Raw genomic sequence first — 14306 nt, forward strand, 5'->3', positions numbered from 1 at the left:
GAAGGATGGACATTGGCCACGGCGTGAGTAAGTCGTACGAGCCCAGGACTTACCGGGAGCTTCTTCGCGCCCGGGATCTTGCCTTTTTCAACTGCACCGTGAAGGAGACTGACCTGCAGATAGGAGTCGCATTGAGCTCGCTGCGACCAGAGCTGCTTGGCTGCGAATCGACCGGCCTGGGCTCGGCCCATACGGGACTGCAGGGACTGCAGGGCCTGGAGGGGATGCGCGCGGAGGCGATTGCTGCTGTGCATGAGAGCCGTGGGGAGATAGAACGCTACATCCCCACGCACCATGAGTTCCTCACTAGCCTCGTTCCGGTGACGCCGAAGCCATGGGCGCCGCCGGTGGTGCAGCTGATGTGCACGGCATCGGCTCGGGCTGGGGTGGGGCCGATGGCGGCCGTAGCGGGAGCAATAGCCGATTTCGTAGGCGCCAGGCTTCGCCTCTACAGCTCCGAGGTGATCGTGGAGAACGGGGGCGACATCTTCATTGCTTCCTCCGGTCCACGAAAGGTGGGGATCTACGCGGGCTCGTCGCCCCTCAGCCAGAAGGTGGCGATTGAGGTTTCACCCGGGCCCAGAGGGTGCGGAGTATGCACATCCTCTGGAACAGTAGGGCATTCAAAGAGCTTTGGTCGTGCCGATGCCGCTGTGATCATCGCACGCGACGCTGCTCTCGCTGATGCGGTGGCCACAGCAGTGGGGAATGCAGTCCAGTCCGAGAAGGACGTTGAGCGGGCCGCCAGGTCGGTTTCGCGGGTGCGCGGCGTGACAGGCGCAGTGGTGATCGCCGGGGCGGCCATGGGTGCATGGGGCGATGTTAAGCTGGTGCAGTTTTGAAGCCATCCCGTCTGAGGCCATCCCATCCGAGATCATCCTATCTGAAGTCATCCTATCTGAAGTCATGCTGCCTGAAACCGTCCTATCTGAAGCTGCCCCCATCTGATGACATCCTACCAGTCCGCCTCCGGCCAGGGCGCCATAGTATGGGCCAGACCGCTGATGGAGGTGAGTGGGGATGGCGGATGTTGTTATCAGCCAGTTCTGGCGCCCCTGGTGGATTTGGGTGTGGGTTGCGGTGATTGCCTTCATCGTCTGCTGCATCTGCAGGTTCTGGATATTCATATAGCTACGCATCGTGACTGCAATGCGGATCGGGAAGCCCTTCCCTGTCCGCATTGCTCACCTACCCGCCGCTTCTTTGACATGCCCGCAGGCCTATCCTAGAATCAAACTGGGTGTCTGGCCATTATGGACCAGTTCACCTTCGGAAAGGTGGAAGTGAAGCATGGCGCGCATTCCGAAAGCAACTCGTTCTAAGGCGGTGCTGGCAGCAGTGCTGCTGATCGTGGCAATTCTGTTCGCGGTGTCGGCAAACGCGGGCGCGCACGGCGCCTTGGGCGCCGACGAAATCCGCGACTGCGGCAGGTACCTCATATCCGTCGGCGGCCGGCAGCTGGGAACTGAGGAGTTCACACTGTTCGACTCCGAACTTCGCTCTGTTGTGGAATTGTCGGTGGGCGGGGGCGTCTCCCGGGCGGAGACAGTCATGAGCTTTTCGCCAGAGAACGGGGCAGAACTATACACGCTCGACGCGGGGCCTGGCGGCCGAATCACGGTCTCCTTTGCAGGCAATGTGGCGACTGTGAGCGTTCCCGGGCTATCCCGCGAGATTCGCGTGGGTTCGCCCAGGCTGATACTGGAGAACAACTTCTTCAGTCACTATCAGCTGCTTATCGCAGCGTATGATGAGGCTGCAGGAGGAGTTCAGAGCTTCGTCGGGCTTATCCCTGGCGCCTTGGCCACTGCAACCTTCACCGTTGAACGGCTCGGTGATGCGCCAGCGGAAGGCCCCATCCCTCTCATTGCGTACAAAGTAGTGATTGACGGTGTGATCGGCGAGTCTGTTCTGGCCGATACGCGGGGCAGGGTCATGAGAACATCAATACCAGCACAGGGCGCTGAGGCGGTGCGTGAGGAATACAAGGCCCTGCTTGAATCCTGGGAGAAGGCAGGGGCTCCAGCTTCCGATGGCGCGACCGTCGCCGGACTCATCGAACAGGAGTTCACCGTGGAGAACGGCGACGTTCTCCTGGCCGCAGCTCTCACCATTCCCTCAGATGGCGCACTGGCGCATCCCCTCGCCATATTAATCTCAGGCTCAGGGCCGCAGGATAGGAACGGCGACACTCCACCTGTGTACGTGACTGGCATCTTCCGGGAGATGGCGGAGCGGCTGGCGCGCGCGGGGATAGCCGTGCTCAGATATGATGAGCGAGGGGTGGGCAGGAGCACTGGCGATTTTGCTGCGGCAGGCCTCACTGACCTTGTTGGCGATGTGCGCGCTCTAGTCGAGTTCGCAAAGGCTCGCCCTGAGATCGACCACTCTCGCATAGCCCTGGTTGGCCATTCTGAGGGTGGTTACATAGCCCCGATTCTGACATCTGAAGATCCAGAGATCGCAGCGTGCGTGATACTCGCGGGTCCATCAGTCACTCTCGATAAGGTGATGCTTGAGCAGATCGAGTTCCAGGCTAACTACTCCGAGCTTGACGAGGCTACCCGCAACCTGTCTGCAAGCCTAATTCCTCTCGTTGCCCAGTTTGTACAGGACGCGAAGGACGGCAAGTCTGAGAGTGCACTCCCCGGGAACCTGGAGTGGCTCAGGCAGCACATGCAGTTGGACCCGATCGGAACCATCAGGCGCGTGAAGGTCCCGATCTTGATCGTTCAGGGCGACCGGGACCTGAAGGTGATGCAGTATCACAGCGATGCCCTGGCCAACGCGGCCATTGAGGCAGGGAACCCAAACGTGACTGCAATAAGGCTTGCCTACGTGAGCCACGAGTTCTTGCAGTTTCCGTATGGGAATCCCAACTTCGATCCGATGACTCCGATGACCGTCGTGACTGAGCTGTACGATTCTGTGCAGGGCTGGCTCGCGCAGGTGCTGAAGTAGCACGCCGTTACTGAAGTAGCAATTGCTGAAGCAGCAGCTGATGAAGGAATAGCCGTTGAGGCGATAGGCCTGCGAAACGGGGCCGCCGACGAATCGAACGCTGGCGGCCCTGTGGGTATTGAGTATCACCCAACTACCGTACTACCCTGCGCTGCCGTTCATGAGATCCGCGAGTTCGTCTGATTCCTTACATGCGTACACTGCTTTGTAGTAGGCCACCCCGGCTTTTCTGGCGCACGCCGCGAGTGTTAGTTTCATACCCTCAGCAGCCAGATCCCGAGCTGCCGCAAGTATCTTCTGCCTGGTCACGTCCTTCGGAACTCTCTCATACTCTCCGTCTCTCCGGCGCCGCTCAGCTCGAACCGGAGCTCCTCCCTCGACTCCATCCTCGCCATTGCCATGCCCAACATGCCCAGGCCGCCCCGGGCGCCTGCCGTACCCCACAAGCGAGCCTGCGGCCCCAACCTGCAGACCGACTGTGTGCGCTGAACTCGACTCGGCGTCTGCGAAGGCGGGCGCCTTCGCCTCTTGAGCTTCCATCCTCTTGAGCAGGTCTAATAGGACTCTATCAGTCCTGCTGGCGAAGGCTGTAAGATCGCGTCTGACGGTGTCGAGAGAGGCGGCGACAGCGGCGACTTGCTCGCCGAGCTTGTTGTCGGGGACGGCTGGAGCCGACACGTGAGATTGGGTCTTTGCGCCAGATAGGATGTCTAGTAGGTTCGAAAATGCCGCGAGCGATTTCCTACCGATGTCTTCGTAAGCGAATTCCTCCACAGTCGGGACCTCCTCAAATGAAGGGATCTCTTCTCGTGCGCGTTGAGCTGCTGCCTCTTGGACGATGGCAGCGTAGTACTGCTGCTTTACGCGGGAGTACAACTAAGCTACACCTCCCGTTACATTATTATTACCAACCTTGCGGAAGATGTGCATCCAATCTGCGAGAGTCCGCCGGCGCCCACTGAGGCCGCCGCCTCCTCAAGGGAGGTGTACACCACCAGGAGAGAACCATAGGTGCTGTGCACTGTGTATGGAAGGCGCCTGACTGCGAGCCGGACGGCTGGAGCGACAAGGCCTCGCATCTGAACGTGCGGGGGTGCAAGTTGCGGGCGCCGGGTTGTTGCGGGTTTGACGTACGTTGCGCCTGCATGGTATTATCATGGGGCGATTTCGTGATCGATTGTTGCCTAGATGTGCTCCCATGGTCTAGCGGCCTAGGACATCGCCCCTTCAAGGCGGTAACACGGGTTCGAATCCCGTTGGGAGCGCCACCTCTGATTACTGCCCCGCCGGCAACGGCGGGGTTATCCCTTTTCTCGGGGCAGCTGGCGTTTGCGCCCTAACGGCCGCGGGCGTTCATGGCGCGACCGCCAGTTGCCGCGGAGGCTCTATGGTGAGGTGCACAGATTTTGTGCATCACTTGAATGGGCAATCGGGATCTCTGACAGGGAATGCTTCGGGCGCAAAGAACTCTTACATGTCTATTGAAACCACACGGAGCATGCAAGTTCTGATGGCTTTCTGGAAACCTTCACGAGGATCGAGCAGAAAAGGAGCATTGCGAGTGAAGTCTTGTGCATCTCCGCTACGTTGTAAGCTGATGATCATGTTGTTGATTGTGGTGGTCCCGTGGACGCTGATGGTCTTTCGGGATAGCGTGGACGAGCGGGCAGCCCTGATGAAACAGGAAGAGGAGAGGCTGCTCGAGCTTGTGGGGCGTGTTGAAGCTGCACGGCTTGGGAGGGACATGTGTGCTCCTGCTGATATCGTCGCGTACGGATACTCGTACCGAGAGTGGCTTGCTCGGGTGCTCAATGGCATGCGCTTTCCTGACGGGATGTCGCTTGTGGTGCAGGATGGGAATGGACATGTGGTGGCCCGCTTGCCCGGGATCGGGAACTCGGCGTACCCTCCAGGCGTCAAAGAGGCCTTCTGCGATCATCTTGCTGCGATACCTGCGGAGGAGGGCACAGTGATCCTGGATGGGCTGGACGGTTCCCTGAGTCTTCTGGCCTACAGGAGGCTTGCTGACGATCACGAAGGAGATGGTCTGTGGGCGGTCCTGTGGCTGCCCGCAAGGCCTGTGCTTGCCAAGGCGACGATAGCCGCGTTCCGTGATCTCTTCATGATGCTGGTTGTCGCGGCCCTGCTTATCCCGGTGGCATGGAGCGTTCTAAACAAGCGCATTGTGATGCCGATAAACGCGCTTGTGGACCTGTCGCAACGGCTTGGCGACGGAGATATGGAAGTCAGGCACGGAGCGCCGTATGAGCTGGGCGAAATCGGGACTCTCGCTCACGCATTCGACGACATGGCGGAGGCCTTGAAGAACCGATCCGATGAGCTCACCTACATAAGCTACCACGACATGATGAGCAAGACTTTCAACAGAGCATATCTGGAGAAGGCCTTTCGCGAGTTGGATGTGTTCGAATGCCTTCCACTGAGCATCGTCATTGGAGATATCAACGGGCTGAAGCTGGTGAATGATGCTCTTGGGCACTATGCCGGCGATGCGCTCATCCGCCGTGTCGCAGGCATCATGAAATCCTGCGCGGGCAGGAGAGATGTGGTTGTACGGTGGGGCGGCGATGAATTCGTCATGGTTCTCCCCAACACCGATGAGGAGTGCGCTCTTCAGATGTGTGAGCGAATCAGGCAGGCATGCCTGGAAGCCGATCCGGACCCGATCCCTCCGTCAATAGCGTTGGGCGTCGCCACCAGGTCGAGCCTGCTTGAGACGCCTGCTGCGGTCTTGAAGAGCGCAGAGACGCGGATGTACAGGAACAAATTCAATGACACCACCTCGGTTCGCGGCACTCTCATCTCGTCTCTTCGAAGGACCCTCGCTGAGAGCACGTACGAGACTGATGAGCATTCGTCGAGGATGCAGGCATATGCTCAGGCCCTCGGGATGCAGCTAGGCCTCTCCGAATCGGATCTGGATGACCTCGCCCTCCTGTGCAGCCTGCACGATATCGGCAAGGTGGGCATACCTGATGAGGTTCTCAAAAAGCCAGGCCCTCTGGACCCCGGCGAGTGGGAAATCATGAAGAAGCATCCTGAGATCGGCGCTCGGATAGTGCAGGGTTCGTACGAACTGAAGCACATATCCGAGGCAGTGCTTCATCATCACGAGAAGTGGGATGGGTCAGGGTATCCCCATGGCCTTGCGGGAGTTGAGATTCCACTTGCTTCAAGGATCCTATCTGTGGTGGATGCGTACGACGTAATGGTGCATGATCGCCCGTATAAGAAGGCCATGAGCGTGGATGAGGCCACGGCCGAGCTCAGGAGATGCGCTGGACGGCATTTCGACCCTCTCATGGTGGAGCTGTTCCTCGGCATAGCCCTGCCATTGGAGAACGATCCGCCCACGGGATCTGCCCATAGCGAGGAATCCGCTGTACTAGATTAGAGATGGTACGGGCCTGACGATCATGGGGTGTGCGCGCCCGTCGGAGGGGTCGCAATAGTGAGAATGAGATGCAGCATATTCAGAAGCAGGAGCATTCGAGGGAAGCTCGCCCTTATCATCATTGCTGCTATGTTGCCAGTGTTTCCCCTGGTGATGCGCGGGGCTCTGGATGAACGAAGGGCGGTGATGGCGCAGGCCGCCTCGCAGGCCCTGGGCCTTGCTGTGGGGCTATCTGATCAGGGGATCGCCCACATTGAGAGCGTCACGAAGGTGGTCTGGTCGCTGTGGCGACTGAGCGAGTCTCGAGGCGGATCCGTCGGTGAGCGCCAGAGGAGTCTGGTTGACGCCTGGGCAACAAGCCAGATTGATGGCGCTTTCGCAGTAGTAGGCCCTGATGGCGCGGTTATCGCCGCTACTCGGGATTTGGTTATTGGTGCGAACCTTTCCGCGGATGAGGGATTTCGAAGGTGCCTTGCATTGGGACGAGACGTCGTCACTTCACGGAGTTCGAACCCAATCACTGGAGAGCCAGGCATAGTCGTATGGATGCCCATCTCCTCAGATGATGTTGTGAGAGGTTCGGCAGTGGTGGTGACCATGTATCCACATTGGCTGGAATCAGTCGTGTTAGCTATGAATATTCCGGATGGATTTCACCTGGCCCTGTGGGATGATGGCGGGCGCCTGCTCACTTCTTACCCAGAGGAGCCTTCAGATGGCAGCCTCGATGAAAGCAAGCATGCCGGCAGTGGCCTGGCGGATGCTGTTCACGATGCTTGGGCCGATGAGGGCGCTTCGACCACTAAGGGTTCCGATGGCGTCCGAAGGCTGACTGCGTACAGGCGAATCCGCGATGGGTTGGGAAAACCTGTAGCATTCCTCACTGTTGGAGTCCCTGTTGACAAGATCCAAAGGGCATCAAGGTCAACCATGATATCCCAGTATATAGTAATGGTGATCACCTGCACTATTGTGTTCGCCGTGGTGTGGAAGGCTGCCGATTTCGGGATAGTGCAGCCTGTGAACGGCTTGGCGGCTGCGGCTGGTAGACTTTCCCACGGCGATCTCGCTGCTAGGTACGGAGGGCCTGCTGTGGGCAATGAGCTCGGGCTGCTTGCACAGGCATTCAACCACATGGCGGAGGCCCTTGAAAACGGCGCAAACAAGCTCACCTTTCTCAGCTGCCACGACAGCCTCACTGGATTGTACAACCGCACCTATCTGCAGAAACGACTGGCGGAGATGGATTCGAAGGATAGCCTTCCGATGAGCGTCGTTGTTGGAGACATGAATGGCCTGAAGCTGGTGAACGATGCTCTCGGACACGCGCAGGGGGATAGGCTCATCGTGAAGGCTGCAGAGATTTTGCGCTCCGTGTGCCGGGATGAGGACATCATGGTGCGCTGGGGCGGGGATGAGTTCGTGATCATCATGCCCCAGGTCGACAGGACCTCGGCTCTAGACAGGTGCGATAGGATACGTGCAGCATGCGCTCAAGCTGACCCAGACCCGGTGCCGGTAAGCATTGCTCTGGGAGTGGCTACGAGGATGGCCATGTCGCAGGATGTTGGAGACGTCCTGAATAGCGCAGAGACTCGAATGCGCAGGAGCAAGTTCATGGAGAGCAACTCCGTCCGAGGTACACTGATCTACTCCCTTCGGAAGGCTCTATCAGAGAGCACCCACGAGACTGAGGAGCACTCTGCTCGGCTTCAGAAGCTCGCCTGGGAGCTGGGCCGGGCGATCGGGCTTCCCGATGACCGCCTCGACGACCTAGCGCTTCTGTGTGTGCTTCACGACATCGGCAAGGTAGGAATTCCCGACGATATCCTCGTGAAGCCTGCCTCACTCACCCCGCCGGAGTGGGAGATCATGAGGAAACACCCGGAGATCGGGGCTAGGATCGTCGAAGGTTCCTACGAGCTTGCGCACATTGCCGACTCGATCCGAGCTCACCATGAGAGGTGGGATGGGAGCGGGTATCCGAAGGGGCTTGCGGGCGAGGCGATACCCATGGCGGCGCGGATCCTCTCAGTGATCGATGCGTACGATGTCATGGTTCACGAACGGCCTTACAAACGCGCCCTCGCGAAGGAGGAGGCTATGCAGGAGATCCAGCGGTGTGCAGGAGCGCAGTTCGATCCTCTCATTGCAGAGCTGTTCCTCGAGGTCATGAAGGGGCTCGACTGACAGGGCGGAGAGGCGTTTGGCTCACCTTCGGCGCCCTTGACGGGATCGGGACGGAAGTCCTTCCACTTGAAATGCCCGGCGCCAGACAAACGATGCGGGAGGGACGCACCTGGTCCGGATGCAGGTTCAACTCACGAAGGAGCAGGTCCAAGCCTTGCGAGCCATATCCGACGAGGAGGGCGTGTCGATAGCTGAACTGATCAGACGTGGAGCTCATATGGTCATAGCGTCCAGGGGCGCTGTTAGCCGCGAGGAGCGGGTTCGGCGAGCGCTAGCCATTGTCGGGCAGTTCACGTCTTCGGAGACCGATCTGTCCGTGAACCACGATAAGTACCTGGAGGATGATTTTCGATGAAGAGCGTGTTCATCGATACATCAGCCTTTCTTGCTTTGCTCAGTTCAAGCGACCTGCACAATGGCCAGGCATGAATCGCGTGGGAGGAACTCCTTTCAGGCGATACGGTTCTTGTGTCCAGCAACTATGTCCTTGTGGAGACAGCTGCACTCGTTCAGAGGAGACTTGGAATGCAAGCAGTGCGAGCACTGCACGAAGACATGTACCCGTTGCTGAGGATCGAATGGGTGGATCAGTCTGCACATGACTCTGCGACCGAGGTTTTGCTGACCGCGAGGAGAAACGCGAGAGGGAGACCGCGATGACCCGCGCGCGAGGCCGCGAGGAAAAACCGCTTGCGTTGAATCTGGAGGGTGTTGTATAATGGCTTTACGTGGTCGCGCGGCGGATAGGCCCCGCCGGGAGCGGCACGGAGTGGGGCAATAGCTCAGTTGGTAGAGCACCTGCGTCACATGTAGGGGGTCACAGGTTCGAGCCCTGTTTGCCCCACCACTTTTCGCGCCGGAACGCTACGGTTCCGGCGACTCTTTTATGTACCGATGAATCATCGCAGTTCAGGGCGAATGATCCCCTGAAGGCTCTGTGGCCCATCTTCGGCGCCCTTGACGGCATCGGTGACAGAAGCTCATCCACCCGAAATGCTCGGAGCCAGACAAAGCGAGGTAGGGGCTCAGAAAGCTGCAGCCGGCAGCCGCATATGGGGCTCCCTGGCTGCACGCCCGCGCTGCCCGACGAGGCGCGACCGGCGTGACCGAGTCCGGGGGCGATAATGCTGACGGATCCAGCAGCAAGACGAGCTCAATGTCGATGGCATCCACGCTGAGCAGGCGGTGCATCTGGCCCCATCCTTCACAGAGTTCCAGTTCCCTCCTGGATTCGCGCGCGCCGCATACCCAACACGGTATCTAGGTGCAAGCTGGACGCGGAGCGGTCCGAAACCTTAACTCTGGAGAAAACCTCATCACATCTCTGCGAGTCGTAGCGTATCACAGTAATGCTCTAATTTGTGCCCGTTTTCGTGCACTTCCTGTTCGGCGACTTTCTCTCGGTGGGCGCCGCAGCCTGGGAGCCTAGCAAGTGGCTCCTTGCCGGCTGCGGCGCTCGTTTCCAGTCAGGCTGCGAAAGGTCGAGCTACGATGCATCCAGCCTCTAGCAACGCTCTGAAGGCCTTGGGCGACTTGTTGCGCAGGCTGCCGTGTCTCCGCCGCTCATTGTAGTAGACCATGTAGCCCACGATCACCTTGTACGCCTCCTGGAAAGTGCAGAACTCGTGCTCGGAGTAGCACTCCGACTCCAAGATCGCATGGAACGATTCGATGTACGCGTTTAGGTTCGGGGTCTTCACCGGTATTCGCTCGTGCACAATGCCTCTGGCCTCACATAGCTCCTCGAATAAGTGGGCTGTGAACTGCGAACCATTGTCAGTCCTTACCTTGAGCTTGCCTTCGTCGCCATCGATTCCGCGAGCCCGCAAGGCTTCTTTCAGTGTCCAGCACGCATTGGCTGCGGTACAGCTCAGCCCGAGGTAATAGGCCATGACAGACCTGTCGAACACGTCTATTATCGACAATTGGAAGAAGAACTTCCCTTGTGGGGGGATATACCCATACTTAATGTCCATCTGCCACAATTGGTTGGGCCCTGTAACAGTATCACGACGCGCCAGCCGCCTGGGATGGCGGGTCTTGACCTCCCGCTGAGGGCGAAGAATGTCGAGCTCCTTGCAGAGCCGATATACCTTCTTCTCGTTGATTACCAGGTCATGTTTCTCGCGCAGCTCTGCGGTTAGCTTTCTGTACCCGTAGGGAAAACCATCTCCCGCGATGGCTTCGCAGAGATGTTCCTTTATCTGCTCATCACAGATCTTCACGCCGTCCGCAGCCAGAGACCATCCAGGGATCGGCCTGCCGCCTCTATTAGCAGGCACGGGAGGACTATCCGCGGTGGACGTCTGCCTCTTCCGGATAGCATAGTAGGTGGACGAAGACAAGCCGACAAGGCCCAGTACCCAGACAGCACGGTACCCTTTACTTATCCACTTCTGCGCGATAGCTGCCTTGTCGGCTACCGAGGGTTTGCCTTCTCGAGCAACTCCTTCAGTATGGCGTTCTCTACGTCCTTGTCGGCCACAAGCCTTCTAAGCACCGCGTTTTCGTTGCTGACATGCCTCATCTCCTGGCTTATCTCAGCCATCATATTGCGAGTGTCTTTCGGCAACCCCTTCTGCGTGCCGGTAGCCCTCTGCCGCCTGATCCATCGGCCTACCGTACCCCGCGCCAGCCCGTGCCTCCTGCAAACCAGAGAGATGTTGCCTACCTCTTCGCACTCGTCCACAATCTGTTTTCTGAAGACCGCGTCGTGTCTGTCCTGCACTATCAAGCACCCCCAACTCAATCGTATCAAATGATCAGGATTTCTCCAATTGAGTTACGGGGCTAAAGGGTCCACACACACGTGCCCCGGCGCCCTAGCTAGAAGTGGCCGCATCTGAACCCGATGCCAAGTAAAAGACCGCAGCGACAGCTAGCCGTCTTAGAACTCGAATACGGACTTGATCACCTGCGACTCGCGGATGTTCATGTTCGCTTCGATGGCGCGCTTGTAGTCGGCGAGCTTGAACTTGTGCGTAAGCAGAGGGGAGAGCCTTACCCTTCCCGACTTCACCAGCTCTACGGCCACTTCGTAAGTGCGCATCCTGCTGCCTTCGAATTCCTCAGTTGAGCACCAGAACGACCCGCGGACCTGCACTTCCTTAAGCCAAATGGGGGTCCAGTCGACGCCCTTCGGGAAAGATGCCAATCCGACCAGAGCCATTGTCCCGCGGGGCTTGGTGAACCTGAGAGCATCGTCGATGCTGGTGGAACTGCCAACGCAATCGAACACGATGTCGGCGCCTCCGTTCACTACTCTCTTGCCCATCATGGGCTTGAGAAGCGCAGCACCCAGCACCTGGGCGAGCTCTGCATAGTAGTCGGAGTCGCGGCGCATATACACTACCTCATTTGCTCCGAAGGACTTCGCCGCTTCGCCCTGGAACTTGTGCTTCGCGAGCACGACTATTCGTGCCTTGCCGCCCAGCGCTCGTATGGCCGCCACGGCAGAGAGGCCAATGACTCCGCACCCGATGATGAGAGCAGTGGAATCGTCGGCGGGGAAGTTGCGCATCACTGGATGGAGGGACGAACAGAACGCATCAACCAGCACTGCGTCTTCGAACGACACGTTTGCTGGCAGCGGGATCAACTGGGAGTAATGGGCAACGAACTCCTCACTCCATCCGCCTCCGGTATCGCGGCAGGTGCCGATGGAGAATCCAGGCGACACCGATCCATCGGTGAAGTGGGTGCAGAGGGAGTAATCCCCCTTGGCGCAGTTCTCGCACACCGGGCGGATTCCCCGCGGAACGCACCAAAGGATAGGGTCGACTAGCACGCGGGTTCCTGTGGAGGCTACTCCTGCGAGGCGTTCTGCTGCAACCGGACCCATCTCGCCCACATACCCGCAGTTCTCGTGGCCAATGGTGAACGGGAACGACGAAAACGGAGAAGTGGACGGGGAGTCGTGCAGCAGGATAAGGTTCTTATCACTGCCGCAGAACCCTGCGTAGCGCGTCTTAACTCGCACCCACTCGGGTGTAGGCAACGCAGGGGGTTGGACATCCCTGTAGGCAATGTTCGACAGTGAATCATAGTAGGCCTTGCGGCTCAGCGAGCCAGCTGCCCTGGAGTAGATCCACTTCGAAACCTGGCCATCGAATTGAACCGCCTTCATTGAATCAGTCCCATGTCCTTTCCGTGCTTGCGCAGAAGACTGAGGGCGAAATCGATGTCTTCGTCAGTATGTCCAGCCGTGACGTTCGCTCTCAGGCGGCAGGTGTTGGCTGGCACCGCTGGATGCAGGATGGGGGATACGAACATCCCATCCCTATGCAGCCTGGTGGTGAGCTCGAGAGTGGGTTCCGGCTTACCGATTATGATGGGGATGACGCAGCTCTTAGTGTTCAGGGTATCGTATCCCATCTCGTTGAGCCCGCCAACGAACCGTTCGATGTTATGGCGTACTGCGGCTATGAGCTGCGGCTCATCCTCGATCACCTCGAGCGCCGCGGTTACTGCGGCGACTGCCGCTGGAGGAAGCGCCGCCGAGAACACGAATCCGCGGGCGTTGTGCCGCAGGAACTGGATCAGGTCTTCATTGCCGGCGACAAACCCGCCTACTGCAGGAAGGGTTTTCGAAAGCGAGCCCGACAGCATCTCCACATCGCCAGGGGCCATGTGGAAGTACTCCATGATTCCATGGCCTGTCTTGCCAAGCACTCCCAGAGAATGGGCCTCATCGACTATCAGCCATGCGCCATACTCCTTGCACAGCGAAACCAGATCAGGAAGGGGGCATACGTCTCCATCCATACTGTACACGGCGTCCACGATCACGAGCTTGCCCTCGAATCTGTCCTTGTCTGCCTCTAGCTTGTGCCTGAGATCGTCCAGATCGTTGTGCTTGAATCTCTGGAACTCTGCTTGCGAAAGAAGGCAGCCGTCGATGATGCTTGCGTGGCTGAGCTTGTCGGTGATGACCACGTCTCTGCGCCCTAGGAGCGTGGAGATGGTGGACACATTAGCAACATACCCGGAGCTATAGGCGATTGCATCTTCTGTTCCGAGAAAACTCGCGATCTTTCGCTCGCATTCCACATGGACCGCGGTGGTGCCAGCGAGGATTCGAACTCCGTGAGTGCCGGTTCCGAAGCGGTCCAAAGCCTCGCGTGCTTTCTGCTGTACCTTGGGGTGTTTTAGAAGCCCGAGGTAACTGTAGGATGAGAACATGACCATGCGCCGCCCTGCGATTACCACATGGGCGCTATCTAGCTCATCTACCTGCTGCAGGTAGTAGTACTGCCCCTTGTTCTTGATCTCATGGTACTCCCTAAGGCCGAGATCAATACGATCCTGAAACACACCCACGATGATCCCTCCCAGATGCAGTGTTCACATATTTGTGCACACACACATATTACTACCTGAGCCAGTCGGGTGTCAACGAGGCAAGGCGACGTGGCGACGTGGCGACGATGCGACGTGGCGACGATGCGACGTGGCTAACGTGCCTGCCGCTACCCCCGCCGGCAAGGAGCCTACTATGCGGCGCCTTGCTGGCGGCGGCGTCCATCCGTCCATCAGACAACGCCCTGGCGCCGCACGCCGCATGCCGCACGCCGCACGCCGCACGCTGACGTCGACGTCGACTTCGACATCTACAGCGTGGGCAAGTTCCGACACATAGGGCAGACACCGGCCACAGCGGATTCGCGAGGCAATATCGAATTCTCATTTATGAGCATCGCACCGCCATCAATTGCTCAAAACTGAGGTGTTCGAGGCGGGT

Annotated in this window: 10 protein-coding genes and 2 tRNA genes; 7 read left to right on the plus strand and 5 right to left on the minus strand. The window is 58.6% G+C overall.

What is annotated here, in order from left to right; translation table 11 throughout:
• Positions 1-5 precede the first annotated feature (5 nt).
• Positions 6-842 (plus strand): UPF0280 family protein, encoded by an 837-nt coding sequence (locus tag VB144_04080; protein ID MEA4882838.1) that lies wholly within the window; start codon positions 6-8, stop codon positions 840-842.
• A 448-nt stretch (positions 843-1290) separates the two neighbouring features.
• Complete coding sequence (locus tag VB144_04085) at positions 1291-2961, plus strand: alpha/beta fold hydrolase (protein ID MEA4882839.1); 1671 nt, start codon at positions 1291-1293, stop codon at positions 2959-2961.
• Positions 2962-3102: 141 nt separating this feature from the next.
• Here the strand turns inward: VB144_04085 and VB144_04090 are convergent, their stop codons facing one another.
• Entirely contained in the window at positions 3103-3837 is a 735-nt protein-coding gene (locus VB144_04090; protein ID MEA4882840.1) for a hypothetical protein, read from the minus strand.
• Between the two features lie 316 nt (positions 3838-4153).
• Between VB144_04090 and VB144_04095 the strand changes: the two genes are divergently transcribed.
• The 5 genes from VB144_04095 to VB144_04115 all read left to right on the plus strand — a co-directional run bounded on the left by VB144_04095 (position 4154) and on the right by VB144_04115 (position 9413).
• Positions 4154-4229, plus strand: a tRNA-Glu gene (locus VB144_04095).
• A 293-nt stretch (positions 4230-4522) separates the two neighbouring features.
• Positions 4523-6376, plus strand: a complete 1854-nt coding sequence (locus VB144_04100; GenBank protein MEA4882841.1) for a diguanylate cyclase — start codon at positions 4523-4525, stop codon at positions 6374-6376.
• Positions 6377-6439: 63 nt separating this feature from the next.
• On the plus strand, positions 6440-8566 hold the full coding sequence (locus tag VB144_04105; GenBank protein ID MEA4882842.1) for a diguanylate cyclase: 2127 nt from the start codon (positions 6440-6442) through the stop codon (positions 8564-8566).
• A gap of 118 nt (positions 8567-8684) precedes the next feature.
• Positions 8685-8921, plus strand: a complete 237-nt coding sequence (locus tag VB144_04110; protein MEA4882843.1) for a CopG family transcriptional regulator — start codon at positions 8685-8687, stop codon at positions 8919-8921.
• Positions 8922-9337: 416 nt separating this feature from the next.
• A tRNA-Val gene (locus tag VB144_04115) sits at positions 9338-9413 on the plus strand.
• 619 nt (positions 9414-10032) lie between these two features.
• On the opposite strand, the gene VB144_04120 is transcribed toward VB144_04115, so the two are convergent.
• From VB144_04120 to VB144_04135, 4 genes are all read right to left on the minus strand, one after another.
• Entirely contained in the window at positions 10033-10971 is a 939-nt protein-coding gene (locus VB144_04120) for an IS3 family transposase (protein ID MEA4882844.1), read from the minus strand.
• A 14-nt stretch (positions 10972-10985) separates the two neighbouring features.
• Positions 10986-11294, minus strand: coding sequence for a transposase (locus VB144_04125; protein MEA4882845.1), 309 nt, complete (start codon positions 11292-11294; stop codon positions 10986-10988).
• A gap of 159 nt (positions 11295-11453) precedes the next feature.
• Positions 11454-12692 (minus strand): zinc-binding dehydrogenase, encoded by a 1239-nt coding sequence (locus VB144_04130; GenBank protein ID MEA4882846.1) that lies wholly within the window; start codon positions 12690-12692, stop codon positions 11454-11456.
• Positions 12689-13885, minus strand: a complete 1197-nt coding sequence (locus tag VB144_04135; protein MEA4882847.1) for a pyridoxal phosphate-dependent aminotransferase family protein — start codon at positions 13883-13885, stop codon at positions 12689-12691. The genes VB144_04130 and VB144_04135 overlap by 4 nt, the downstream gene beginning before the upstream one ends.
• Positions 13886-14306: the final 421 nt, after the last annotated feature.

It is taken from the genome of Clostridia bacterium (genome assembly GCA_034926675.1).
GTDB lineage: Bacteria > Bacillota > DTU025 > DTU025 > DTU025 > JAYFQW01.

Coding starts and splice junctions, on each gene's coding strand:
- VB144_04080 (MEA4882838.1), top strand. CDS start 6: ATGGACATTGGCCACGGCGTGAGTAAGTCGTACGAGCCCAGGACTTAC.
- VB144_04085 (MEA4882839.1), top strand. CDS start 1,291: ATGGCGCGCATTCCGAAAGCAACTCGTTCTAAGGCGGTGCTGGCAGCA.
- VB144_04105 (MEA4882842.1), top strand. CDS start 6,440: ATGAGATGCAGCATATTCAGAAGCAGGAGCATTCGAGGGAAGCTCGCC.
- VB144_04110 (MEA4882843.1), top strand. CDS start 8,685: ATGCAGGTTCAACTCACGAAGGAGCAGGTCCAAGCCTTGCGAGCCATA.
- VB144_04130 (MEA4882846.1), bottom strand. CDS start 12,692: ATGAAGGCGGTTCAATTCGATGGCCAGGTTTCGAAGTGGATCTACTCC.